Here is a 24,874-nt window from a genome sequence, read left to right as displayed (position 1 = left end):
GCAAACACGTCAGGAACGGGATGCTGTCGCCCGTCGAGTTCGAGAAGCAGCAGAAAATCTAACCCGAGGGTGTCTACGAAACTCGGGGCTATTCACTTTCAGCAATAGCGTTGATCAAGGTGACCGGATTGTAGAGATCTGTGAAGAAAACCAGAAGGCACCAGACAGAGAGCAGCCAAAGCGCCAACGTGATTACGCTGCGGTGCCAGGGCCGGCGAGTGAGCGCCCGCGCCATCGCAGCATAATCCCACGCGGTAAGGGTGTAGGTGATCTGGTACTTTGGCTCGTCTAGCATTGAGATCCTCAGTGGCAGCAGCGCAGTCTGAAATAACCCTGAAAAAGACGCTTTCACCAGACGGCCATCGACATCAAATCAGATTTTTGGCTCGATGTAGGAACCCCGTCCGCATAGCGGGCAGAACAAAGCGTTTTAGCTGCTAGCTTTACTTTGTCGGCTGAGACCGTGCGGTAATTTTATGTCCGTCCGGATCGCGAAGATAGGCGACGAAGGCCCCGTTCGGACGCTCTTTTGGCGGGCTCTCGATTGATATCCCACCATGCGTGGTGCCGGCCTCGTGCCACGCCAGAACATGCTGGCGGCTGGCAGCGGCGATACCGATCGTTCCGCCGTTGGCGGTGGTCGCCGGCTTACCGTCGATCGGTTTCGTGATCATTAGTCGACCGCCATCGTGCAGATAGATCAGCCTACCTCTCGCATCCATCTCGCCGGGCTGACCTCCCAATGCAGCGAACGTGGCATCGTAGAAGTCTCTCGACCGCTCCAGGTCGTTGCTGCCGATCATGACGTGCGTGAACATGGTCTTATCTCCAGTCTGGTACCCAGGGGCTTCGATCCGAGGTATTTGTCCGCCGCGGGGGGCAGCCACAAAATGCCTGAATTGATAACTGACAGTCGCGAAGCCGCAAAGGGGAGATTGCTGATGCTAAAGCGTACAGCCGGCTGAGTTCGCTTACAGGGGAGTTAGTGGAGCAAATTCGCTATGACGCGAAAAAGGGCCGGAGACGATGTCTCACGGCCCAAGTTTTTCTCAACGACGCGCAGGGAGGAGATCGCGTCGGAAATTCCAAACTAGCGGATCATGGTTAACAAAGCGGAAACGCTGGGCGCGGCGTGGGTGTCGCTTGCGGCTGTTGCTCTAAAGCGGAAATTTTCCGTTCCATGATCTCACGACGTCAGAACACGAACCTTTGCAACTGATCGGTAGCTTTAGCGTTCAGGCAGACTCGCTGTACTTCCGTTTCGATGCCCTCGACGACGAACGTCACGCCGAGACGTCCGCCGAGCGCCAAATTGTCTGGTGACCGATTGGTCCGGCCGGAGCCCGTCAAGCAGGATAGCGAAACAGACATGCGTTATGACCACTCGATAGCGGGTCTGACAGTTTCAACGTGCTCTTGAAGGGAGTCGAACCGTCGACCTGCTAAGTCCAAGCCAGTTGAAATATTCAAATATCGGCTCAGCTTCGTCCGCATTGCACTCGGTGGACTGGTGACGACCTGCATTGCGTTTCATTCCCAGAGTATGCAAAACATTCAGCGATCATGTTGATCTACCCACTTCCGAGGCTTTCTGGCGAGGCAGTCAAAGACCACCTCGCCAAGACCTGTTACTTGCCGTGCCCGATCGCAAGCGCAAACAGCCTGGCCTGCCGGTCCGCAAACGCGCGCGGGTTGGCGGGCTTGTCCCCATCAAGAATGCGTGCTTCGTCCAGCAAAAGCCACGCCGCATCCTCGCGAAACGTTTGATCGCCCATCGATGCGATGTTTTTAACGAGCTCACTTTGCGCATTGATCTCCAGGATCGGCTTCGATGCTGTCTGCAACCGCCCTGCCCCTTGGAGGAGTTTTTCGAGCTGGCGATCGAGGCCATGTTCCGACGCGACAAGGCAGACCGCGCTTTCGGTCAGCCGATCGGAAACCCGCACGTCAGCGATTTCCTCACCGAGAGTGCTTCGAGCGAAATCGATGAACGCTGTAACTTCGGGAGAAGCTAGCCGCCCCCCCTCATCGGTGCTGCCTTCGCCGGCCACAGCGTTCAGATCGGCAAGACCCTGAGTGACCGATTTAAAAGCCTTGCCCTCGAAATCGGGGGCGTTGGTCGGCCAGAAACTGTCTACGCCATCTGTAAGAAGAAGGACTTCGATACCCTTGGCCCGAAAACCCTCTAGTTGCGGCGACGATTTCAGTTGGTCGAGACTGGAGCCGCTGATGTAATATATCGCCGACTGCCCCTCCTTCATTCCGGCCACGTAGTCGGCCAGGCTCCGAGTTGCCTCGGCGGACACGGTACTACGGAAGCGCGCAAGCTTCAGCAACTGCGCGCGCCGCTCGAAGTCGTCGTAGATACCTTCCTTGAGAATCGCGCCGAACAGATCCCAGATCTTAGAGAACGTCTTGGCGTCGCCTTCGGCCATCTTCTCCAGCGCGGAAAGAATTCGGCTCGTCACGCCCTTTTTGATAGCGGCAAGCACGGGACTTTCCTGGATCATCTCCCGGGAGATGTTAAGCGGCAGATCCGAGGTGTCAACGATGCCACGGACGAACCGCAGGTAGCGCGGTAGCAACTCAGCTTCGTCAGTGATGAAGACGCGCTTCACATATAGCTTCATCCGACCCTGTCGGTCTGGATCGAACAGGTCGAATGGTTGAGCACCGGGGATGAAGGCAAGCGTCGTATATTCGTGGCGTCCTTCAGCGCGGAAATGCACGTTAGCCAGCGGCTCCTCGTACTGGCCCGAGACACTACGATAAAAATCGTCGTAGTCCTGCTTAGATATCTCGCTCTTCTGCTTGGTCCAAAGCGCTGCACCATCGGAGACCTGTGACGGTTCGGCGCCGTCTTTTTCAACGAGACGGATAGGAACGGGCACGTGGCCGGATTGATCACGAATGATCTTCTCTACCGTCCATTTCCTGGTATATCCTTTAGCATCCTCCATGAGATGCAGAATGACACGCGTTCCCCTCGCCGGCGCTTCGGCGAGATCGACTGCTACGACGTGATAACTTCCCTTGCCGTCGGAAGACCATTTCCAGGCCTCGCCCTCGCCGGCGCGTCGGGATATGACATCGACGCGATCGGCGACCATGAACGAGGAATAGAAGCCGACGCCGAACTGGCCAATCAGTTCCGCCTTCTCCCCAGCTTTGGCCGCCTCAAGCCGCTCCATGAACGCTTTTGTCCCCGAGCGCGCAATCGTGCCAAGCGCGTCGATCATCTCGTCGCGGTTCATGCCGATGCCGTTGTCCTCGATAACGAGTGTCTGCGCCTCCTCATTGACCGACACGAGAATTTCCGGCTGGGTCCCATCGGACGAGAGCTGCGGCTTGGAAATAGACTCATACCGCAGCTTTTCGCAGGCATCTGCAGCGTTCGAGATCAATTCTCGGAGGAATACATTTTTATCTGAGTAAACCGAATGCACCATCATATGCAGGAGCCGGCTGACATCGGCCTCAAATACGTGTTGCTCGGGCTGCCGCTCTTCTACTGTCGTCATTGATACCTCCATCCGTACAGAAATCGCCGGTCAAATGGTTTTTCTGGGATAAGAATTCAAGCGCCGTACGCCGCGTGACGAGGGTCGGGGTGATGTCTTTGGACAGATTTTGCCGCCCTCTCCACATATGTTGATCGGCAACTCTCCAAATTTCTTCAGGTTTGGCCAAAGTTTCCGCGGAAACGGTCTGGGTCCTCGTTCCGTGGACGTTTTAGCAGGCTGAATTACCTATCGCGTACTCTTGAAAGGATGCGAACCGGCCAATCTGTGGCCGGGTGATATGATGACGCGGCTTGTTGCGGACCCGTGCATCCAGTAGTCTTGTCCCGCGGTTGCTACACACCTATCGTCGCGACATAGGCTATAGCGGGTTGCGATGTTCGCTGCCAACTCAACTTCCTTACAAGGAGTATTCTTTTGCGCTATATTCGCCCAAGCTCATTGAAGGAGGCCGTTGGACTGCTGGTTGAGGCGTCAGGCAGGGCCGCGATTTTGGCGGGCGGGAGCGATTTGCTGGTAAGAATGAAGGGCGGTTTCATTGAGCCGGAACTTATCATCGACATCAAATCCATAGACGCTCTGGGGCACGTGATCGAAAATGACGAGGGTTTCGTCATCGGCGCCGCGGTGCCTTGCGCAGTCCTTGGCGAGAATGCAGCGCTTCGGCGCGCTTGGCCCGGCGTGGTGGAGGGAGCCAAACTTATTGGCTCCAAGCAGGTGCAGGGACGTTGCACAATTGTTGGAAACCTCTGCAATGCATCCCCGGCAGCTGACGGCGTACCGGCATTGGTAACCGCTGGCGCCAAGGCGCTGATCAGAGGGCCAGCCGGCTCCCGCACGATTGCTGTCGAAATGATACCAGTCGGCCCCGGCAGAACATCGCTTGCGCCCGGCGAGATCATCGAAGCCATACTGCTCGACAAGCGCCGGCCACGTTCTGGCGACGCCTATCAACGGTTCACGCCGCGCACCGAGATGGATATCGCCGTCATTAGCGCCGCAGTAAATCTCACCCTTGATGATCACGGCGTCGTCGAGTCAGCCCGCGTCGCGCTCGGCGCCGCCGCGCCGACAGTGCTCCTGGTCGAAGAGGCCGCCAGGATCCTGGTTGGCTCCCGCATCGACGACGGCACGTTGAACCGCCTTGCCGAAGCCTGTTCCGACGCCTGTCGCCCCATAGACGACAAGCGAGGCACTGTGGAATTCCGAAAGAAAGTCGCGGGCGTGCTGGCCAAGCGGGTCGCGCTGACCGCCTATCAACGTGCAGGACAAAAGTGATGGCAGGCATAGCAGTTTCGACGACAGTCAATGGCGATCACGCTGAGTTTCTCTGTCATCCCGACGAGACGCTGCTTGAAGTGCTGCGTGAACGTCTAGGGCTCCTGGGTGTAAAGGAAGGTTGCGGCACTGGCGACTGCGGCGCCTGCAGCATCATCCTCGACGACCGCCTGGTTTGCTCCTGCCTGGTGCTCGGTGCAGAGGCGGAAGGCCGTCAGATCGCCACCGTAGAGGGCATGGCGCTGGGTGACAAGCTTCACCCGCTGCAGCAAAAATTCCTTGAGCATGCCGCCTTGCAATGTGGGATCTGTACACCCGGCTTTCTTATCGCTGCCAAGGATCTTTTGGCCAAAAACCCGGACCCGACCGAGGAGGAAATACGCTTCGGCCTTGCCGGAAATCTCTGTCGTTGCACTGGCTATGACAAGATCGTGCGTGCCGTTCAGGACGCCGCCAGCGTTATGAGAGGAGCATGACCATGACTTTTGATCCCAGCCACGCGGCACGCAGCTTCTCGTCCGTTGGCACGAGGCCCATCCGACCTGATGGGGTCGACAAGGTGACGGGCCGTGCGCGCTACGGGGCCGATTTCAACATGCCCGGCCAGCTAATCGGACGGATTTTGCGCAGCCCCCATGCCCACGCCGTCATTCGCAAGATCGATACGTCGAAGGCCGAGCAACTTCCTGGAGTGAAGGCTGTGGTGACGGCGGCGGACCTGCCCGATCTCACCAACGGCGACACGTCGATGTATGATATTCTTGACAACTGTATGGCGCGCAAGAAGGCGCTTTACGACGGGCATGCCGTGGCCGCCGTGGCGGCGATCGATGCACGCACCGCCAAACAGGCGCTCAAGCTGATAGAAGTCGAGTATGAATTGCTGCCACACGTCACTGACGTCGACCAGGCATTTGCTGCAGATGCTCCACTCATCAACGAGACGATCATCACAACGGGCGTTGATCCAAAGCCGGATCGTGCTTCCAACGTTTCGATGCGCAGCCAGTTCGGGCATGGCGATGTCGATGCCGGCATGGCGAAATCGGATTTCGTGGTCGAGCGGACTTTCAGGACCGAACAGACCCATCAGGGCTATATCGAACCTCATGCCTGCGTGGCCAATGTCAGTTCGGACGGCACCGCGGATTTGTGGGTCTGCACGCAGGGCCACTTCGTCTATCGCCAGCATTGCGCGCAGCTGCTCGGCATGGATGCCTCGAAACTGCGCGTGACGTCGTCGGAAATCGGCGGCGGCTTCGGCGGCAAGACGCATGTCTGGGCCGAACCGGTCGCGCTCGCGCTGTCGCGCAAGGCGGGCAGGCCGGTCAAGCTGGTCATGACGCGTGACGAAGTGTTTCGCGCAACCGGCCCCACCAGTGCCACGTCGATCGACGTGAAAATCGGCGCGATGAAGGACGGAACGATCATCGCCGCCGATGCGACGCTTCGCTATTCGTGCGGTCCCTATGCCGGATCGTGGGCCGAGGTCGGTGCCATGACCGCATTCGCCTGCTATAAGCTCGAGAATGTCAGAACCGTCGGCTACGAAGTGCTGGTGAACCGGCCGAAGACTGCGGCGTATCGCGCGCCTTCAGCGCCGATGGCAGCGTTTGCCGTGGAAAGCGCCATCGACGAAATTGCCAAGAAGGTCGGCATGGATGCCGTGGACTTCCGTATCAAGAACGCCGCACACGAAGGGACCAAAGCGTCTTATGGTCCGGTCTATGGCCCGATCGGCATTGGCCCGACATTGGAGGCTGTAAAAAACCATCCGCACATGAAAGCGCCGCTTGGCAAAAATCAGGGGCGTGGCATGGCATGCGGCTTCTGGTTCAACTTCGGGGGCCAGACTTGCACCGATCTTAATATCGGGATGGATGGCACGGTCTCACTTGCGGTTGGCACGGTGGATGTGGGTGGTTCGCGCGCATCGCTCTCGCTGGTGGCTGCAGAGGAGCTCGGGATCGACTACGCGCAGGTCAGAGCGGTGATCGCCGATACGTCAAGCCTCGGTTACAATGACATGACGGATGGCAGCCGCGGAACCTTTTCGTCCTCGATGGCCACCATCTCCGCCGCCCGCAACGCAATCAAAATCCTGCGCGCGCGTGCGGCGCAAATGTGGGACATTCCTGTCGAGGATGTGACCTGGGAAAAGGGCCATGCCGTTGCGAGGGGCGAGACGCACGGAAACCTTCCGAAACTGTCTTTGAAGGAGATCGCGGCCGCATCCGGCACCACGGGCGGCCCGATTGCCGGTCATAGCGAGATCGTCGCCGACGGCGCTGGCGTGTCCTTCGCGACCCATATCTGCGATATCGAGGTCGATCCAGAAACCGGGGCAACCAAGGTCCTACGCTACACGGTGGTACAGGACGCCGGCAAAGCCGTGCATCCGACCTATGTCGAGGGACAATACCAAGGCGGTGCCGCGCAGGGCATCGGCTGGGCGCTCAACGAAGAGTATATCTACGGCGAGGATGGCCGGCTACAGAATGCGGGTTTTCTCGATTACCGCATTCCAGTGTGCTCGGATCTGCCAATGATAGACACGCAGATTCTGGAGATTCCCAACCCCAATCATCCCTATGGGATACGCGGCGTCGGGGAAACATCCATCGTCCCCCCACTGGCGGCGGTGGCCAATGCAGTGTCCAATGCCATGGGCGTGCGAATGCAGCATATCCCCATGTCCCCGCCTCGGATCCTGGCGGCGCTCGAAGCATAAGGAGGCCCGGATGGTCGAGGTGACGCTCTGGGGTGCCCTCGCCGCAGCGGCCGAGGGAAATACCAAGGTCGAGATCGAGGCAAGGAATATCAGGGAACTGTTCAAGAGGTTGAGCGAACGGTTCCCTGGGCTCGCGCCACTGATGGATCGCGGGATTGCGGTTGCGATCAATGGGACGATCTATCGAGACACATGGTCGAAGGAACTACCGACGGGTGCGGACATCTATCTTCTCCCAAGGCTGGTGGGCGGATAGTACCGACAAAAAGTTTGCGTCGTCGAGGTTCCGTTGAAAGCCAAGACCTGCGGGCTGCATTCCAGAGGAGTTGATTTACCCATAAGGCTCGCACCGCGTTGCGCTCGCGTCATGTTCGCGAGTGCCTCCGCATCGAGATGCGGGGGCGGATCGTCTTATATTGCGCGAAGCTCAGGCGTGCGTGATCTTCGTTCCGAGGACATTGAGGCACTCGCGCATAAACGCGGCAAGCCCGGTCCAGCCTTTAGCCGAAACCATATTGCCATCGACGTAGGCTTCCGTGGGCTTTACGTCGATAAAGATGCCGCCGACCGCCGTCACTTCGGGCTCGCAAGCGCCGAGGCCGGCGACCTTTCGACCCTTGAGCACACCGGGGACGGCCATGAGGATCTGCACGCCATGGCAGATCGTGAAAATCGGCTTGCCGGTCTCGTGGAAATGGCGAACCATATCCTGGATGCGCTTGTCGGTGCGGATGTACTCGGGGCCGCGACCACCCGCGGCATAGACTGCGTCGTATTCTTCGACCCGAACCTCGGAGAACGTCTTGTTGATGTCGGCATAGTGGCCGAGCTTTTCCGTGTAGGTCTGGTCGCCTTCGAAATCGTGCAGCGACGTCTTGATACGGTCTCCGGCCTTCTTATCCGGGCAGATGACGTGGACCGTGTGGCCCACCGCTTCCATCCCCTGCTGGAAGACGAAAATCTCGTATTCCTCGGTGAACTCGCCGGTCAGCATGAGGATCTTTTTGCCGCTCATGTCATATCTCCTGTTGTCAATGATGGGACGATGCCCGGACTGGCCGGGCATCGCTAAGGGTCAGAACGGGGAATCGGGGAAGTAGAACTGGTCGGCGTTATCAGGCGTGATCAGCGGAGCTCCGAGCAGCAAGGAACCGCGCACCGGCGCCTGCCCGTTGAATTGGGCCGCAGTCATGTAGATGGCGGACTTGATCATCGACGGCGGATACGGCGTCGAGATCGGCGTGCGCTTGTTCTTCTCCTTCACCATCTCGATGACCTGCTTCATGCCGTTGCCGCCGAGAGCGTACTTGATGTCCTTGCGACCGGCATTGTCGACGGCCTCGATGACGCCAAGCAGCATGTCGTCGTCGTTTGCCCAGACGGCATCAATCTTCGGATACTTCGCAAGATAGTCCTGCATCAGCTTGAAGGCTTCGTCCTGGTTCCAGTTGGCATACTGGATATCGAGGATCTTGATATTCGTCTTGGCGATGACGTCTGAGAAGCCCTTGATGCGCTCGTCGTCGATCACGGTCGGAATGCCACGCAACACGACGATCTGCCCCTCGCCTCCGAGCTTGTCGGCGAGCCAGTGCGCCGTGTTGGCGCCGACCGCGATATTGTCGCCGGCTACATAGAGATCCTGGACCGAAGGGTCCGTGAGGCCACGGTCGACGACGGAGATGAAGGTGCCCTTCTGCTTGATCTGCTCAACCGGCCCGGTCAGTTCTTCCGACGTGAAGGGCAGAATGACCAGCGCATCGAGCTTTCGGCTCGCCGAGAGGTCTTCCAGCGCGGAAACCTGCGCGGGAGCCGAAGAAGCGGTGGACAGGACTACATCGATGTTTGGGAATGCAGCCTCGATTTCCTTTTCGGCCTGCTCGGCGTGATAGACGACACCCCCCGTCCATCCGTGTGTCGCCGCCGGGATAGAGACAGCTATGGTAACCTTCTCACCTTCCGCCTGTGCGCTGCCAAGCGGCAGGGCCAGGGTGAGTGCGACAGTCGACAACAATAGACCGGTTTTCCGGATAATAGACTTCATTTTCTCCTCCTTTGAAGTCAGTGCTGTTTTCAGCGGTTGGCGGTAAAGCGATGCGCCAGCATGGCGATGATGATGATCGCGCCCTGCACGGCGGCGACGAGGTATTCGGAAACCATGTCCGAGAGGACCATGACGTTGGCGATGACCTCGAGAATGAGAGCGCCGGCCACGGTGCCGCCGATGCGCCCCCGTCCACCGCGCAGAAGAGTGCCGCCGATCACGACGGCGGTAATGACTTGCAGTTCCCAGAGCTGCCCGGTCGTCGGCGTCGCCGCACCGAGGCGAGGCACGTAGCAGATGGCCGCGACGGCGACGCATACACCCTGGATCACATAGGCGATGGTGCGGACGGTCGCGACATTGACGCCAGAAAAGCGTGCAACCTCGACATTCGAGCCGGCCGACGTCAAGCGGCGGCCGAACTTCGTCTTGTAGAGCAGGAACGCACCCAGCATCACCACGACGAACGTGATCAGGACCGGATAGGGGATGCCCAACAGGCTACCGAAATAGACCGGCCGATAGGCCTCGCGCAGGCTCCGGTCGATCGGCAACGATCCACCGTCCGTCATGAAGGTAATGAAAGCCCGGAAGATGCCCATCGTGCCGAGCGTCACGATGAAGGGTTCTATCTTCCCAATGGTCACGATGAGCCCGTTGAAAAGCCCGCACAGCGCACCGACGACAAGCGCCACGCCTGCCCCCATCGGAAGGGCCCATGTCCCGAAGGCCGGCGCGAGATGGTTCATCACAATAATCATGATGCCCGTGACGAAGGCCATCATGGAACCGACCGAAAGGTCGAGGCCGCCGGACGAGATGACAAAGGTTGCTCCGACCGCGATGATCGCGATGAAGGCGCTGCGCGTGATCACATTGATCAGGTTTGCAGGCGCAACGAAGTTGGAATTCACCAGCGCCCCCAGCAAAACGATCACTGCCAGAGCGATGAATGGCGCAAGGTCTGCCCAGCGGATGCGGCTTCCTTCGTCAGTGGGGATGATGGTTGCGGTCGCTGCGGTCATGTTCGTCCTCCCGGTCACCTGCATGCCCACCAACGGTGGCTGCATAGACGACGTTTTCCTCATTGATTTCTGCGCCGCGAAGTTCGGCGACGATCCTGCCGGCCCGCATCACCAGGACACGGTCGGCGAGCCCCACCAGCTCCGGCATTTCCGAAGAGATGACGATGCAGGCCTTGCCTGCCCGCACCATGGCGTCGATGAAGTCGTAGATCTGGCTCTTATTGCCGATGTCGATGCCGCGCGTCGGTTCATCGATGATCACCACCGAGGGATCGGCGAGCATAACCTTGGCGAGCAGCAGCTTCTGCTGATTTCCCCCCGATAGTTTTCCCGCTTCAAGGCGAAGAGAACGGACGCGGATATCGTAGTCCGCCACCGTCTTCGCAAGGCGGAAAAGCTCGCCCCGCTTGTCCAGAACAGCACCCGGGTTGACGGCATCGAGTGCCTGAAGTGTGAGGTTCGGACCAAGCTTCTCCTCCAGAAGCAGGCCCTTTCCCTTTCGATCTTCGGTCAGATAGACGAGGCCGGCTTCCATCATCGTGCGGACCGACCGGTGCTTGATCTCCTTGCCGTTGAGAACGACATTGCGCGCCTGTGAGGGACGAAGGCCCATCAACCCTTCGATGAGCTCGGTGCGCCCCGCACCGATCATGCCGCCGATACCGAGCACCTCGCCCGGCCGCACGTCGAAGCTGACACGATCCGCACCATGATCAACCGCCAGATCCGCAACGGAGAGGATCGGCGCATCTTCAGCCGGAGGGCGCTTTGGGGGATAAAGCATCTCCAATTCGCGACCGACCATCAGCTCGGCCATTTCACGCTGGCTGAGGCCCGCCGCCGGCCAGGTGCCGATCATCCGGCCGTCACGCAGAACGGTGATGCGGTCGGCAAGCGCCTGCACCTCGTCGAGGCGATGAGAGATATAGAGCACGGCCACGCCGTGATCGCGCAGCATCCTCACGATGCCCAGCAGGGCCGCGACCTCGTCATTGGCCAAAACCGCCGTCGGCTCATCCAGGATCACGACCTTGCGATCGTCCAGAAGTGCTCGTGCGATCTGCACCAACTGGCGCTGGGCAAGCGGGAGTTCCCCGACACGATCGCGCGGGTGCGCCGTCGAGCCTACTTTCGCAAGAAGTTCGGCGGTCCGGCGGTTCATCGCGCGATCATCAACCAACAGACCGCGACCGATTTCACGCCCCAAGAACAGATTTTCCGCAACAGTCAGATCCGGTGCCAGCAGAATTTCCTGATGGACCAACACGATGCCGGCTTGTTCCGCCTCTACCGCGTTACGAAAATCGATCGGCTTGCCGTCCAAGAGCAGCCGGCCTTCCGACGGCGCGACGTGACCGGACAACACCTTCATGAGCGTCGACTTGCCGGCGCCGTTTTCACCGATGATGGCATGAACCTCTGCGGTACGTACATCAATCGTTATGTCGGAAAGGACGGTGATCTGGCCGTAAGCCTTGCCCAGATTTTCGGTTCGAAGGGCTGCGACCGCCGATCCCATCGGCGGTGCGAGGGATTGGGGAGAAAGGACCGCGTTCATTCGAAAGCCGAAAGGAGCCGGTCGCGCGAACGTTCGATATGAATGCGCATGGCGTCAGACGCCGCCTGCGGATCACCCGAGCGAAATGCCGCGAGCAGGTTTTCATGCTCCTCAAGAGCCTCCTGCGTCACGCGCGTGTGGAACATGAGCCGGAAGATGTGCAGGTGAACATGCTGATTCGAAAGCGTGTTACGGATGACCTCATTTCCCGCGATCTTGAGGATCTCGTCGTGGAAATGCGCGTCGGCGCGAGCGAAGCGCGAATAACGCGTGTTGCGATCGAGGGGTGCCGCACCGTTGCCCATGTCCGCGGCGGAATTTTCAAGCTGCTGCAGAGCGTCGGGGGTCATGTTGAGCGCGGCCAGTCTGGCAGCCTCCGGCTCGACCAGCAGGCGGAAAACGTAAAGATCCTCGAACTGCTTCCTAGTCCATTGTGGTGCTGCGCTGTATCCGACAAGATGCTCTTTGCGCACGAGACCTTCGCGCTCCAGGCGGCTCAGGGCCTCGCGGATCGGTGTCTGAGAAACGCCGATTTCACGGGCGAGCACGTCGATCGGAATCCGGGCACCGGGCGCGATCTCCAGCGACATCAGCCGATGGTAGATATTGTCATAGACGCCATCGACCACACTGCTCGGTCGAAGGCTGGCCCCTCGGGCTTCCCGTTCCGTTGCAAATGCCACTTCCGTTCTCCAGCTGCTTCTTGACATGTCGGCATTTGTTGCAAATAAGATATCGCATGTCAAATACAATATCGTATATGATCTGATATAGGGTTTAAAAATGAACGTCGCGCCGGAATGGCTCCGTGGGTTGGCGAGCGCGCTCCTCGAAGCACGCAACGTCCCTTCCGCCAATGCTCGCCTTCAGGCTGATCTTCTTCTTGAAGCCGAGTTGCGCGGCTTACCTTCCCATGGCCTGCAGCGGCTGCCGCTCATCCTTTCACGGCTAGACAAGGGCTTGGCCGATGGGCAGGCATACGGAAGCGGAACATGGCGCAGGCGCTCCTTTCTCAGCGTCGATGGCGAGCGCGGCCTCGGGCCGGTGGTGGTCATGCACGCGTTGCAAACCATGCGCCCCGTCGTGCACGAGGCGGGGATTGCCATGGCCGCAATTCGCAACGCCAACCATATCGGCATGCTCGCCTATTATGCGGAGGCGGCAGCGAGGAGCGGCCTGATCGGCATCGTCATGTCGACCAGCGAGGCGCTCGTTCATCCTTTCGGCGGAACGCGGGCAATGCTGGGCACCAATCCCGTCGCCATCGGAATCCCTTCCGGCGATCAGCCCTTCCTCCTCGATCTTGCGACGAGTGTCGTCTCCATGGGCAAGATCAACCATCACGCGATACGTGGTATGTCCATCCCGCCCGGCTGGGCCATGGACGCAGATGGCCGGCCGACAACGGATGCGACCGCGGCCAGGATGGGTGCCATCGCCCCGTTCGGCGGCGCCAAGGGATACGGGCTGGGCCTCGCGATCGAGCTTCTGGCCGCCGCCCTGGCCGGTTCGGACCTCGCGCCCGATGTGCACGGAACGCTCGACGATATCCACGCCGCCAACAAGGGTGATCTCCTCATCCTCATCGATGCGGCGGCGGGAGACGGCAGCGTCCGGTCGCTTGCATCCTATCTCGACCATCTGCGCGGCTCTCGCCCGTCCGATCCCGCAAACCCGGTGGCCGTCCCCGGCGATGGCGCCCGCCAGCGCCGCGCCGCGACGGAACGCTCGGGAATAGAGCTGCCCCAACCGCTTTTGGAACACCTTTTGGCGCTCGAAGCCGCCTGATTATCGGAGGAGAAACGGAATGAACCTTTTCGGCACATTGAGAGCGCCGCGCGAACTGCTGTTTGGCGCGGGGCAGCGACATGCTCTCGGCAGCATCGCCGCAAGGCTCGGCCGGCGCGCACTCGTTATCACGGATACGCGCCTTGCCGGAGATCCGGATTTCCTCATGCTTGTCAGGCAGCTCGAAGACGCCGATATCGCGGTCGCCATCGACAGCTCCACCCTAGCGGACGCTCCCGTCGAATCCGCCGTACAAAGCGCGCAGAATGCCCGGAACTTCGCGCCCGACCTCGTCATCGGCATCGGAGGCGGCTCCTGCCTCGACATGGCCAAATGCGTCGCCCTGCTTCTCATGCATGGCGGACGACCACAGGACTATTACGGCGAGCACACCGTTCCCGGACCGGTCATGCCGCTAATTGCTATTCCCACCACCGCCGGCACCGGTTCGGAAGTGACGCCCGTCGCTGTGCTTTCCGATGCCGAACGAAGCCTGAAGGTCGGCATCTCAAGCCCGCATCTCATTCCGACTGTCTCCATCTGCGACCCGGATCTGACCCTCTCCTGCCCGCCCGCACTCACGGCGATCGCCGGAGCCGATGCGTTGACGCATGCGCTCGAGGCCCTTACCGCAATCCGCCGCGACCCTGTTCCCGGCATCGCACAACAGCGCGTCTTCGTTGGCAAGAACGAGCTCTCCGATCAGTTCGCGCTCAGCGCCATCTCACTGCTCTGGCAGGGCCTGGAAGCGGCATGCACCAATGGCGGCGACCGTGCGGCGCGCGAAAAAGTCATGCTTGGCGCGACGCTGGCAGGGTTGGCCTTCGGCGTGGCGGGGACCGCGGCAGCCCATGCCATCCAATATCCGGTCGGTGCCCTCACCCACACCGCGCATGGTCTCGGCGTCGCCTGCCTCATGCCGTATGTCATGACATGGAATGCGCCCGTTATCCGGCACGAGCTTGCCCGGATAGCGCAAGCAGCGGGGCTGCCAGGGCCCGACGATGTCATTCCCGAGCTCGTTTCCCTCTTTGCCCGGATTGGCATTCCATCGACGCTGCATGAACTTGGGCTTGAAGAAAGCCGGCTTCTCTGGGTGGCCGAACAGAGCATCGGCATCGCGCGCCTCATTCAGAACAATCCCCGCCCCTTGAACCTCGACGAAATGCGAAACCTTGTCGCCGCCGCCTACCATGGCGACTGTTCGAGCCTGAATTGAAAAGGATTCCCACCATGACACTCCAAGCCAAGATCACCGGCTATGCCGATCCCACCATGCACGCCGCCGGCCTTTACATCGGCGGCAAATGGCACAAGGGCGACGGAATAGCGGTCATGAATCCGTCCACGGGCGAAAAACTGGCCGACGTCGCGGATGCCACCGTCGAGGATGCGATGCGCGCCGTCGATGCCGCAGAGGCCGCAGCCTCCGGCTGGCGGGCCACGCCGGCGAGGCAACGTTCGGAAATATTGCGCCGCTGGTTCCAGCTCATGACGCAGCACGCCGAGGAACTGGCGAGCCTTATCTCGCTGGAGAACGGCAAGGCCCTGCCAGACGCCCGCGGCGAAGTCGCCTACGCCGCCGAGTTCTTCCGCTGGTATGCGGAAGAGGCAGTCCGTGTGCCCGGCGAATACCGTCACACACCTTCCGGTTCGCATCACATCCTCGTTGATCACGAGCCGGTCGGCATTGCCGTGCTGATCACGCCCTGGAATTTTCCGGCCGCAATGGCCACCCGCAAGATCGGCCCGGCGCTGGCGGCCGGCTGCACGGTGATTCTCAAACCAGCATCCGAGACGCCGCTGACGGCCTATGCCATGGCACGCCTCGGCGAAGAGGCTGGCGTGCCGCCCGGCGTCGTGAACGTGCTCACGACCAGCAAACCGGGAATGGTGACGAACGCCATGCTTGCCGATCTGCGTGTGCGCAAACTTTCCTTCACGGGCTCGACGGGTGTCGGACGAACACTTCTTGCCGAAGCCGCAAAATCGGTCGTCAGCTGCTCGATGGAACTCGGCGGCAACGCCCCCTTCCTCGTCTTCGACGACGCCGACCTGGAAGCCGCTCTCGACGGCGCGATGATCGCCAAGATGCGCAACGCTGGCGAGGCCTGCACCGCCGCCAACCGCTTCTACGTCCAGGCCGGCATACACGATGCCTTCGTCGCGGGCCTCACGGCTCGCATGGCCGCGCTGAAGGTGGGACCGGGATATGATCCCGCCACGCAATGCGGCCCCATGATCACCACGAACGCCGTCCGCAAGATCGACAGGCTCGTCTGCGATGCCATCACCCTGGGCGCACGCGCGACCACCGGCGGCAAACCTTTGACGGAAAATGGTTATTTCTATCCGCCGACAGTCCTCGAAAACGTGCCCACCGACGCGGCGATCGCGCGTGAGGAGATCTTCGGGCCGGTCGCGCCGGTCTACCGGTTCGAAAGTGAAGATGAGGCCGTCCGGCTTGCCAACGATACCGAATACGGCCTCGCCGCCTACATCTACAGTCAAGATCTGAAACGCGCCATGAGGGTTGGAAAACAACTCGAAACAGGCATGCTCGGCATCAACAGGGGACTGATGTCCGACCCGGCCGCCCCCTTCGGCGGCGTCAAGCAGAGCGGCCTCGGCCGTGAAGGGGGCGTCACCGGCATACTGGAATTCATGGAGGCCAAGTATTACGCAGTGGATTATTGACTGTGAGGGAAACCACCATGACGTCCCAGGACCTCTACCGGATTCGTGACTTCGTTCCCGATTTCGATGCCATTGCCGCCGAATTTGCAGAACGCAGCCGGAAGCTTGCGGAAAGGGCGGAGGTCTTGGCCGATATCCGCTACGGCGCGCGTGGCAGGGAGGTGCTGGACGTCATTCTGCCTGCGTGCCTCAAGGCCGGGGCACCCCTGCATGTGTTCGTCCACGGCGGTTACTGGCGTTCCGGTGAAAAGGAAAACTATCGCCTTGTCGCTGCGCCGGTCCTTGCGGCCGGCGGTGTGGCCGCCATCGTTGAATACGACCTGATGCCCGGCCAGCGCCTCGACGTGCTGGTCGGCCAGGTACGGCGATCCGTGCTCTGGCTCGAGAAACACGCCGGCGATTTCGGTGCAGACCCTCGAAAGCTCACGGTCAGCGGCCATTCGGCTGGCGCGCACCTGGCGTCCTTTCTCGCGGCGGCCGGCCCAGAGGAGACAGCAAGCCCACCCTTGCCCTCCATAAACGGACTTCTTCTCGTGAGCGGCATTTACGATCTCTCGGAAATTCCGGACAGTTTTCTGCGCGACGAGGCCAGGATGACGCCGGCGGAAGCGGCGGCATGGTCGCCTCTGACCTCGAACCAGCTTCCGTGCCTTCAACGGATCATCGCCTTCGGCGCGGAGGAAACACTCCCCTTCCACAAGCAGGCGACGGCTCTGAATGCACAGCTCCATGCACAGGGCAGCGCCTCCGAACTCCTTCCCGTCCCGGATCTCAACCATATGAGCGTCGTTCTGGATCTGGCAGATCCCGCAGGCCATTTGGGCGGCCGTGTCACGAACATGATCTCATCGCTTTGAGATGAAGGCACTTGGGAGAGATCAACGCGTTATATGAGAACATGTGGGGCCGACTGCGGCAATCCCAGGCTGGTGCCGAGTTCGTAGCTCGTTGCCTCGAGTGAGCCAGCCGCACCATCCTTGCTGGCCTCCACCGAGGCCACCATCGCGATGAACCCTAAAGGTAACAGGTCTGATGAGCACCTATCTCCCGGACGCCGAAATTTACGCGAGACACGCCAGTGGCATCGAGAAATCTTCGAGCGGGTTGGCGCAGTGTCAGCGAATGCACAGGCAGGAAGGGTAGCATTTCTCGCAGTCGAAGGGTTGTTTTTGCTGCGCATTGTCGGCATCGACGAGGACGGCACTTGGGCCGGCCTCCTTGACGATATCGAAGCGGTGCTGGACAGGCTATTGGACCTTACTGGAGGATGAGTACGGCAAGAGACAGGATCAACGCCGGGGTCATCACGACGACGCCGATCTTTCGCGGCGGCCTCATGCGGCTTCACAGCGCCATTGTCTTCCAAAACTGACATCGTCGTCTCCTTTTGTTGAGTGGAGAGGGTTTTATCAGTCACCGGCCACCGCTACCCTGAACGTCGCGGTTCAGGTTGAGTTAAGCCTCCTGCGCATAGACGTCAGGCATTGTCATGGGTGAATCAGACATGCGTGTGCTTCTCGTCGAAGACGATTGCGACCTTTCAAAGCGGATCGCCGCAAGCCTTAAAGCCGAGAGCTTTGTGGTCGACATCGCCCGCAACGGCGAGGATGCCGAGCATCTGGGACTGACCGAACTCTATGACGCGGCGGTCCTCGACCTCGGACTGCCGAAGATGGACGGTGTCTCGGTTCTAAAGTCCTGGCGATCTACCGAGCGCAATTTACCGGTTCTGATCCTGACGGCGCGGGACGGCTGGCCGGACAAGGTCGAAAGCTTCAAGGCTGGCGCGGACGATTTCCTGACCAAACCTTTCAAAGTCGAGGAACTGCTGCTGCGCCTGCGCGCGCTCGTACGCCGCTCCAACGGCCATGCCGCCGCGAGAATTAGTTGCGGTCCGCTGGTCTTCGACGCACAGCTCGGTACCTTCGACTACGACGGTTTGCCGCTCAAACTGACGGCCCTGGAATGGCGCGTCCTCTCCTGCCTCATCCTTCGAAAGGAGGTCATTGTCGCACGGCTCCGCAGGAAGATCGGCGCGGAGCGCATCGAGACCGTTCGCGGCCGCGGCTACATGTTGACGGCCGCATCATGACGCCTGTCCCTGACAATCGCCAGCCTTCGATATCGAGACGGTTGATTACGTTCTCGGTCGTGTTCGTCAGCGTGACCATGCTCGTGGCGGCGGTAATCCTCTATCTGATCGTTGCGTCCGTAGTTCGTGAGCAGGTCGACCAACGGCTCGATACCCAAATCGAGGGTTTGCGCGGCGCGCTGTCCATCGGCGCAAACGGCAATGCCGTGGTCAATGCCTCGATGGACGGGCCACCGTTTGATCGGCAAGGATCCGGATGGTACTGGCAGGTTCTGGGCAGCGGCATCGAAATCACCTCGCTCTCGCTTGCGGGCGCAACGATTGACAATCCGCCACCTCCTTTCGACTGGCGGCACACCCTGAGCGGCGAACCGCAAAAGCTCGATAAAACCGCGTTTCATGGTGAGACGTTGTATTCGCGGACGGCGAAGGAAATCGTCGGCGAAAAAACCGTCGACATTACTGTTACGGCGCCCCGTTCGGCGCTCGCTGCGCCCGCCCGCCGGGCATTGATGTGGCTCATCCCCGTCATGGCCTTTCTGGGTGCCAGCCTTGTCGCCGGGATTTTCTGGCAGGTGCGGTATGGCCTGTACCCGCTTCACCAATTGGCGTCCAATCTCTCGGCTATCTCCGCCGGCACCCGCGACAGGGTGTCGAGTGCCGAGGTGGCGGAACTCAAGCCGGTCACGCGGGAAATCAATCGACTGATCGAACAGAACGCTGAGCGGCTGGCACTAACGCGCCTGCATTTTGCAAACCTCGCGCATGCGCTGAAGACACCCGTTGCAAGCCTTTCCGTGGCGCTGGACCCTGCCAATGACCCCGCTGGCGAGCTTCGCGCGCTGGTCGACCGGATCGATCAGCGCATTCGCTATCATTTGTCTCGCGCACGTAAAATCGCATCAGGCGGCATCAACGCCGCCACGTCGATCAAGCCACGGGTCGACGACCTCCTGCTGGTTATGTCCCGCGTCTATGCCGATCGCGGTATCGAGGCTAAGGCTGACATCCCAATTGATCTCAAGGTCGCCTGCGCCGTCGAGGATCTGGACGAAATCCTCGGCAACCTGATTGACAACGCGTTCAAATGGGCGCGCGGCAACGTCGATATCTCTGCGCGAAAGGATGGCGCCGATATCGTCCTCACGATCGCAGACGACGGACAGGGTATTGCGGATACCAATGTTGCGGAGGCGTTTCTTCCTGGAAAGCGACTGGACGAAACAGTCCCCGGTGACGGCTTGGGTCTGACCATCGTCAAGGAACTGGTCGAGCTTTACGGCGGCGAGATCAAGCTGTTGCCGTTGGAAAACGGCGGAACCGTATGGTCACTCATCTTGTCGAATGCCACATTCTAATAGTTCAGCGACCTATGGCCGGGGTAGGACCCATTTACCTGAGCCCCCGAGCGAGTTTCGGCACAGGCGTCGATAATACTATGCTCTTGAATGGATATGAACCTATGATCCCGATGTTGAGCAAAATATCTTTCCGAGTTTCTCAATTGGGTCAGGTATCTGCTCTGCGGAATGAGAGTTGTCGGGCAGTATTCAGACCGCCGACTTTTTGGTGCAGGGGATCGAATTGCTGTCGCTAGAGGAAATCCGCACCCCAGATGGTCGCCAACGCTTCCTCACCGACAGTGACAAAAACTCCACTGTTACCTTTCATCACGGGATGAACCACACCGGGTTTGCCGGAGGCCATTTGGTTTGAATTATGCGGCCATGGCCGGTTCGTCCAGCATGGCGTAGTAGCGTTCTTCAGCCTCGGCTGGCGGTATGTTTCGTTGGTGGTCAGTTCAGTATCGCTAACTTTGAGCGTCATGACGACGCACCGATAGGTGCCGTTCGGTGAAGGCAATCTTCTGCGACAAGGTGCTTTTGACCGCGGCTCCGCATCTTTTCCCGCAACTTGTTGGGTGTCATGCCGAAATTTGCTCGGAATCGCCTGCAAAAATGCGAGCTGTTTGCGAAGCCGACGTCGAGCGCGATCTCAATCACGGTCTTGGATGTTCGCTCGACCAGCTGCGCGGCCTTTTTCATGCAGATCTTCTCGTAGGCTGCAGCAGGCGAAAAGCCAGTCTTGTTCTGGAAAATCCGTTCCAGCTGACGTCGGGAAAGGCCAACGCGATCAGCGATCGTCTCGATATCAAGCCTATCGTCCATATTTTCCTCCATGCAGAGCAATGCCACGCGAATGCGGTCGTCACAGTGAACGGGCAGAGTGATCGGCGTGCGGCTCTGCAGATCCGAACCTTCTCTACGGCGATCGAGTTGAAGGATTTCCATGGCATTGCGTTCTGCGCCCTCGCCGACATGCCGCCGGACCAGCAACGCGGCAAGATCGGCCACGGCGCTTCCTCCGGCACACGTCGTCACCGTTCCGTCCTCAACGAAGAGCCGTTGCGATGTCAACCGGATCGCCGGGAAGCGTGCCTTGAATTCGGAGTGATGCAGCCAGCTGACACACGCCGTCTTGCCGTCCAGCAGTCCGGAATTGGCAAGAACGAAGCTGCCGGTGCAGGCGCCGATCAGCCTGACGCCCTTCTGGAGGGCCCGCTGAAGAAAGCTGACAGATTCTGAGGGCAACTGTTCCTCGACGTCCAGAAGGCCGCCAATCACGACGACATAGTCAAAGCGCTCCGGATCACCCAGACCCGTGGTCGGAACAACCTGTACGCCGCAGCTTGATCGGATCATATGCGTGTTCGGGCTCAGGACATCCCAGTCGCACAGGCGGCGGCCAGACTTGTCCTCCACGTCGCTGGCGAGCCGCAACGTATCAACGAACAGCGCGAAGGCGCTCAGGGTGAATTTCCGGGTAAGGAGAAAGCCGACCCTCAATCGCTTGCCGGGTCCACGATCGGCGCCCTGGTTCTTGCCGCGTCCGGCGACGACATATCCAATTCCACGCTCCAGCATCGGCTCTCCCCGCTTAAGTCGACGGCCGATCGCCGCCCCTCTTCCTGAAACCCTATAGAAGCGGATGCCGCGACGGAAATTTCGATCGCAAATGACGGGATTAGCAATCCGCAGGAAGTTCGAATTCCTTATGCCCGCATTGGAACTTCTAATTTTCCAGCGGCCGCTAACCTTCCTACCCTCGGTATCGTCAAACAGCGCGATTGGCCGCGGAGAAGGAGTTTTTTACATGAACATGTTTGCGCGAGGGATGCCGAACCAGCTCCTGCGGTTGCAGGAGATGCACAATGGCGAGAAGGTACAGCCGACTTTCTCGGCGGGCGAAATGGAGCGGCGACAAAATGCGATGCGTGGCATTCTGGAGGAGTTGAAACTCGATGCCGCGATACTGACCTCCTACCACAATATCTGCTACTTTTCCGATTTCCTGTATTGCTCCTTCGGCCGGCGTTATGCCTTCGTCATCACGCCGGAAAAGGCGACCTCGGTCTCCGCCGGCATCGATGCCGGCCAGCCATGGCGCCGCACCTTCGGTGACAACATCACCTATACCGACTGGCAGCGAGACAATTTCTTCCATGCGCTGCAGCAGCTTCTGCCGAATGTCTCACGGATCGGTATCGAGTTCGACCAGGTGAATCTCGACTTGCGCCGACTGTTGGAAGAGGCCTTCCCCAGTGTCGAGTTCGTCGATATCGGGTCGCCGACCATGTGGTTGCGCACGATCAAGTCGGCCGAAGAAATCGTGCTCATCAAGGGAGGGGCCGCAACGGCCGATATCGGCGGCGCCGCTGTGGCGAAGGCCGTGCAAGAAGGCGTGCCGGAATATGAAGTCGCGCTTGCTGGGACGCAGGCCATGGTCCGCCACATTGCGGATCGTTTTCCCCATGCCGAGCTGATGGATACATGGGTTTGGTTCCAGTCGGGCATCAACACCGACGGGGCCCATAATCCGGTGACGTCGCGCCGCGTCCAGAAGGGAGACATCCTCTCTTTGAACTGCTTCCCGATGATCGCCGGTTATTATACAGCGCTCGAACGCACACTGTTCCTTGACCATGCCAGCGACGAGCATCTTCGCATCTGGGAGATCAACTGCGCCGTCCATCGCCGCGGCCTTGAACTGCTGAAGCCGGGTGCGCGTTGCGGCGATGTGGCGACGGAGCTCAACGAGATCTACCGCGAGCACGGCCTGCTCGGCTACCGTTCCTTCGGCTACGGACATTCCTTCGGCGTGCTCTCCCATTACTACGGCCGCGAGGCGGGCGTTGAACTGCGCGAGGACATCAACACCGTGCTGCAACCCGGCATGGTCGTCTCCATGGAGCCGATGCTGACTATTCCGGATGGCATGCCGGGTGCCGGCGGCTATCGCGAGCACGACATCCTCGTGATGACGGAGACCGGCAGCGAGAACATCACGGGCTTCCCCTTCGGCCCGGAGCATAATATCCTCCCCGCCTGACCCGTATGCGGGCAACTTGGAGCGGGCCGTCCGATCGGCCCGTTTCCTTTTGGAAGCGGTACCATACTCGTGAGAAACATCCCGACCGATCTTCTTCGTACTTTCCTTGCGGTCATCGATTTGCGCAGTCATACGCGTGCTGCCGAGCAGCTCGGCCGCACCCAGCCGGCGATCAGCCTGCAGATGAAGAAGTTGCAGGAACTGCTCAATGTCTCCCTCTTCGCCAAGGATGCCAGTGCCCAGCCGACCGAGGCCGGCGAACTTGTGGCGAGCTATGCCCGTCAGATGCTGACACTGAACGACGAGATGGTGCTGCGCCTCTCCCGGCGCGACCAGCATGGCAAGATCCGCCTCGGCATTCCCAATGACTATGCCGACCATTTTCTGCCGAAGCTGATGCCGCGCCTTGCCCGCAGCGGCCACGATTTCCGCTTCGAGGTCGTCTGCGACCTTTCCCATATGCTGCTGCAAGGCTTGCGCAACGGTCTATACGATCTCGTGGTAGCGATGACGCCGGACGGGCCGGCAGAAGGCGCGTTCATGACCTGGAAGGAGCCGCTCACCTGGGTGGGCGACGACGAGACCTCCATTGTTGCGGATGGCGTTGGCAATCTGCGCATCGTCTGCTACCCGGAGGGCTGTCTCTACCGTCGGGCGATGCTGACGGCCCTGCAGCGAGACGGACGTGGTTATGACCTCGTCTATACGAGCCCTAGTCTTTCGGGCCTCGAGGCCGCAGTCGGTTCCGGCTTCGGTAACACGGTGCTGGCCCGTCGCATCGTGCCGACCAAGCTATCGACGCTTGTCGACGCCCTCGGCCTTCCCAGGCTCGCGGACGTCGTCGTCGGTATCTATCTGAGTTCCGACCGCAAACGCTCCCCGGTGGCGGAGAGCTTTGCTGCGCATTTTGCCGACGCTTTTCTCGCCGACACACGGGACGGGTGATCAGGTCCGTCGCATCCGACGGATGAGGTTCAACACCAGGAAGAGGGCGATGGAGACGGTGGTGAGCAGACTGGCCGCTGCCATGATCGTCGGGTTGATCTGGTCCCGGATGCCGGAGAACATCTGCACCGGCAACGTGCGTTGCTCGGCGCCTGTAAGAAAGAGGGCGACGATCACCTCGTCGAAGGAAACGGCGAAGGCAAGGAGCGCACCCGAGACGATGCCGGGCACGATGAGAGGCAGCGTGACGGCGAAGAACACGCTGACCGGCCCGGCGCCGAGGCTCGCACCTGCTCGTGTGAGATTGGAATCGTAGGTGGAAAGCGCCGAAAGCACCGTGACGACCACGAAGGGAATGGAGAGCGCCGCATGGGCCAGCACCAGCCCCGTGCGCGTGTTGGTGAGCCCGAGCGTGCCGAAGAACATGTAGGCGCCGACGGCAACAATGACGACGGGCATGATCATTGGCGAGATCATCAATGCCATGACGGCCTTGCGTGCAGGAAAACCGGGACGGCTGATGCCGAGCGCGGCCAGCGTGCCGAAAAGCGTGGCGAGCGCCGTGCTGAAGAGAGCCGCGACGACGCTGTTGAAAAGGCTCTGTGTCCATCGCGAGTTCTCAAAGAAATCCGCATACCAGCGCCAAGAATACTCCTGGATCGGAAAGGTGAAAAAAGGATCCTTTGAAACCGACAGTGGAAAAACGACGAAAAGCGGTCCGATCAGGAAGATAAGGACGGCGAACGCGAAGGTGACGACGCCGAAACGGCAGAGCCGCTCGCTTCGAGTTGCATAGGAAGGAAGCC

The 24,874-nt window shown here is 60.1% G+C and carries 24 protein-coding genes; 15 read left to right on the top strand and 9 right to left on the bottom strand.

The window, feature by feature from the left end; translation table 11 throughout:
• Positions 1-443: 443 nt before the first annotated feature.
• Together J2Y63_RS32800 and htpG are read right to left on the bottom strand one after the other, a co-directional pair.
• The gene (locus J2Y63_RS32800) at positions 444-818 is read right to left on the bottom strand and encodes a VOC family protein (RefSeq protein ID WP_031233257.1); all 375 of its coding nucleotides are present in this window, start codon (positions 816-818) and stop codon (positions 444-446) included.
• A gap of 810 nt (positions 819-1,628) precedes the next feature.
• Positions 1,629-3,521 (bottom strand): molecular chaperone HtpG, encoded by a 1,893-nt coding sequence (gene htpG / locus J2Y63_RS32795; protein ID WP_435269470.1) that lies wholly within the window; start codon positions 3,519-3,521, stop codon positions 1,629-1,631.
• Between the two features lie 417 nt (positions 3,522-3,938).
• Here htpG and J2Y63_RS32790 point away from each other — a divergent pair, with 417 nt between their 5' ends.
• Genes J2Y63_RS32790 through J2Y63_RS32775 form a run of 4 tightly spaced genes read left to right on the top strand, consistent with a single transcriptional unit; the run spans position 3,939 to position 7,786 of the window.
• Positions 3,939-4,799 (top strand): FAD binding domain-containing protein, encoded by an 861-nt coding sequence (locus J2Y63_RS32790; protein ID WP_435269469.1) that lies wholly within the window; start codon positions 3,939-3,941, stop codon positions 4,797-4,799.
• Positions 4,799-5,275 carry a (2Fe-2S)-binding protein gene (locus J2Y63_RS32785; protein WP_435269468.1) on the top strand — a complete coding sequence of 159 codons (477 nt, stop codon included), beginning with the start codon at positions 4,799-4,801 and terminating at the stop codon, positions 5,273-5,275. Before J2Y63_RS32790 ends, J2Y63_RS32785 begins: the two co-directional genes overlap by 1 nt.
• A 2-nt stretch (positions 5,276-5,277) precedes the next feature.
• On the top strand, positions 5,278-7,530 hold the full coding sequence (locus J2Y63_RS32780) for a xanthine dehydrogenase family protein molybdopterin-binding subunit (RefSeq protein ID WP_435269474.1): 2,253 nt from the start codon (positions 5,278-5,280) through the stop codon (positions 7,528-7,530).
• Positions 7,531-7,540: 10 nt separating this feature from the next.
• Positions 7,541-7,786: a MoaD/ThiS family protein gene (locus J2Y63_RS32775; RefSeq protein ID WP_435269467.1), complete on the top strand. Its 246-nt coding sequence runs from the start codon at positions 7,541-7,543 to the stop codon at positions 7,784-7,786.
• 171 nt (positions 7,787-7,957) lie between these two features.
• Here J2Y63_RS32775 and J2Y63_RS32770 read toward each other — a convergent pair whose 3' ends face one another.
• Genes J2Y63_RS32770 through J2Y63_RS32750 form a run of 5 tightly spaced genes read right to left on the bottom strand, consistent with a single transcriptional unit; the run spans position 7,958 to position 12,867 of the window.
• The gene (locus J2Y63_RS32770; RefSeq protein ID WP_435269466.1) at positions 7,958-8,545 is read right to left on the bottom strand and encodes a DJ-1/PfpI family protein; all 588 of its coding nucleotides are present in this window, start codon (positions 8,543-8,545) and stop codon (positions 7,958-7,960) included.
• A gap of 60 nt (positions 8,546-8,605) precedes the next feature.
• The gene (locus J2Y63_RS32765; protein ID WP_435269465.1) at positions 8,606-9,574 is read right to left on the bottom strand and encodes a substrate-binding domain-containing protein; all 969 of its coding nucleotides are present in this window, start codon (positions 9,572-9,574) and stop codon (positions 8,606-8,608) included.
• Between the two features lie 29 nt (positions 9,575-9,603).
• Positions 9,604-10,599: an ABC transporter permease gene (locus tag J2Y63_RS32760; protein WP_435269464.1), complete on the bottom strand. Its 996-nt coding sequence runs from the start codon at positions 10,597-10,599 to the stop codon at positions 9,604-9,606.
• Positions 10,565-12,157, bottom strand: a complete 1,593-nt coding sequence (locus J2Y63_RS32755; RefSeq protein ID WP_435269463.1) for a sugar ABC transporter ATP-binding protein — start codon at positions 12,155-12,157, stop codon at positions 10,565-10,567. Before J2Y63_RS32755 ends, J2Y63_RS32760 begins: the two co-directional genes overlap by 35 nt.
• The gene (locus tag J2Y63_RS32750) at positions 12,154-12,867 is read right to left on the bottom strand and encodes a GntR family transcriptional regulator (protein WP_435269462.1); all 714 of its coding nucleotides are present in this window, start codon (positions 12,865-12,867) and stop codon (positions 12,154-12,156) included. The genes J2Y63_RS32755 and J2Y63_RS32750 overlap by 4 nt, the downstream gene beginning before the upstream one ends.
• A gap of 73 nt (positions 12,868-12,940) precedes the next feature.
• Here J2Y63_RS32750 and J2Y63_RS32745 point away from each other — a divergent pair, with 73 nt between their 5' ends.
• From J2Y63_RS32745 to J2Y63_RS32710, 8 genes are all read left to right on the top strand, one after another.
• Positions 12,941-13,945: an Ldh family oxidoreductase gene (locus J2Y63_RS32745; protein WP_435269461.1), complete on the top strand. Its 1,005-nt coding sequence runs from the start codon at positions 12,941-12,943 to the stop codon at positions 13,943-13,945.
• 19 nt (positions 13,946-13,964) lie between these two features.
• Positions 13,965-15,164: an iron-containing alcohol dehydrogenase gene (locus J2Y63_RS32740; protein ID WP_435269460.1), complete on the top strand. Its 1,200-nt coding sequence runs from the start codon at positions 13,965-13,967 to the stop codon at positions 15,162-15,164.
• Positions 15,165-15,178: 14 nt separating this feature from the next.
• Entirely contained in the window at positions 15,179-16,642 is a 1,464-nt protein-coding gene (locus tag J2Y63_RS32735) for an NAD-dependent succinate-semialdehyde dehydrogenase (RefSeq protein ID WP_435269459.1), read from the top strand.
• A gap of 17 nt (positions 16,643-16,659) precedes the next feature.
• On the top strand, positions 16,660-17,499 hold the full coding sequence (locus tag J2Y63_RS32730) for an alpha/beta hydrolase (protein ID WP_435269458.1): 840 nt from the start codon (positions 16,660-16,662) through the stop codon (positions 17,497-17,499).
• Positions 17,500-17,619: 120 nt separating this feature from the next.
• The gene (locus J2Y63_RS32725) at positions 17,620-17,913 is read left to right on the top strand and encodes a hypothetical protein (protein ID WP_435269457.1); all 294 of its coding nucleotides are present in this window, start codon (positions 17,620-17,622) and stop codon (positions 17,911-17,913) included.
• Positions 17,914-18,146: 233 nt separating this feature from the next.
• A complete protein-coding gene (locus tag J2Y63_RS32720) occupies positions 18,147-18,734 on the top strand; it encodes a response regulator transcription factor (RefSeq protein WP_435269456.1) in 588 nt (195 codons plus the stop codon).
• On the top strand, positions 18,731-20,092 hold the full coding sequence (locus tag J2Y63_RS32715) for a sensor histidine kinase (protein WP_435269455.1): 1,362 nt from the start codon (positions 18,731-18,733) through the stop codon (positions 20,090-20,092). Before J2Y63_RS32720 ends, J2Y63_RS32715 begins: the two co-directional genes overlap by 4 nt.
• 178 nt (positions 20,093-20,270) lie before the next feature.
• Positions 20,271-20,450 carry a hypothetical protein gene (locus J2Y63_RS32710; protein WP_435269454.1) on the top strand — a complete coding sequence of 60 codons (180 nt, stop codon included), beginning with the start codon at positions 20,271-20,273 and terminating at the stop codon, positions 20,448-20,450.
• 107 nt (positions 20,451-20,557) lie between these two features.
• Here J2Y63_RS32710 and J2Y63_RS32705 read toward each other — a convergent pair whose 3' ends face one another.
• Positions 20,558-21,658 (bottom strand): GlxA family transcriptional regulator, encoded by a 1,101-nt coding sequence (locus tag J2Y63_RS32705; RefSeq protein ID WP_435269453.1) that lies wholly within the window; start codon positions 21,656-21,658, stop codon positions 20,558-20,560.
• A gap of 250 nt (positions 21,659-21,908) precedes the next feature.
• Between J2Y63_RS32705 and J2Y63_RS32700 the strand changes: the two genes are divergently transcribed.
• Entirely contained in the window at positions 21,909-23,123 is a 1,215-nt protein-coding gene (locus tag J2Y63_RS32700; RefSeq protein ID WP_435269473.1) for a M24 family metallopeptidase, read from the top strand.
• Between the two features lie 69 nt (positions 23,124-23,192).
• Positions 23,193-24,068 (top strand): LysR family transcriptional regulator, encoded by an 876-nt coding sequence (locus J2Y63_RS32695; RefSeq protein WP_435269452.1) that lies wholly within the window; start codon positions 23,193-23,195, stop codon positions 24,066-24,068.
• On the opposite strand, the gene J2Y63_RS32690 is transcribed toward J2Y63_RS32695, so the two are convergent.
• Positions 24,069-24,590, bottom strand: a complete 522-nt coding sequence (locus tag J2Y63_RS32690) for an ABC transporter permease (RefSeq protein WP_312415018.1) — start codon at positions 24,588-24,590, stop codon at positions 24,069-24,071. It lies immediately after the preceding gene.
• Between J2Y63_RS32690 and J2Y63_RS32685 the strand changes: the two genes are divergently transcribed.
• Entirely contained in the window at positions 24,526-24,864 is a 339-nt protein-coding gene (locus J2Y63_RS32685; protein WP_435269475.1) for a hypothetical protein, read from the top strand. The genes J2Y63_RS32690 and J2Y63_RS32685 overlap by 65 nt on opposite strands.
• Positions 24,865-24,874 lie beyond the last annotated feature (10 nt).

This window comes from Shinella sp. BE166 (assembly GCF_051201095.1).
GTDB classification, from domain to species: domain Bacteria; phylum Pseudomonadota; class Alphaproteobacteria; order Rhizobiales; family Rhizobiaceae; genus Shinella; species Shinella lacus.
This window is presented reverse-complemented; position numbering and strand designations above follow the sequence as displayed.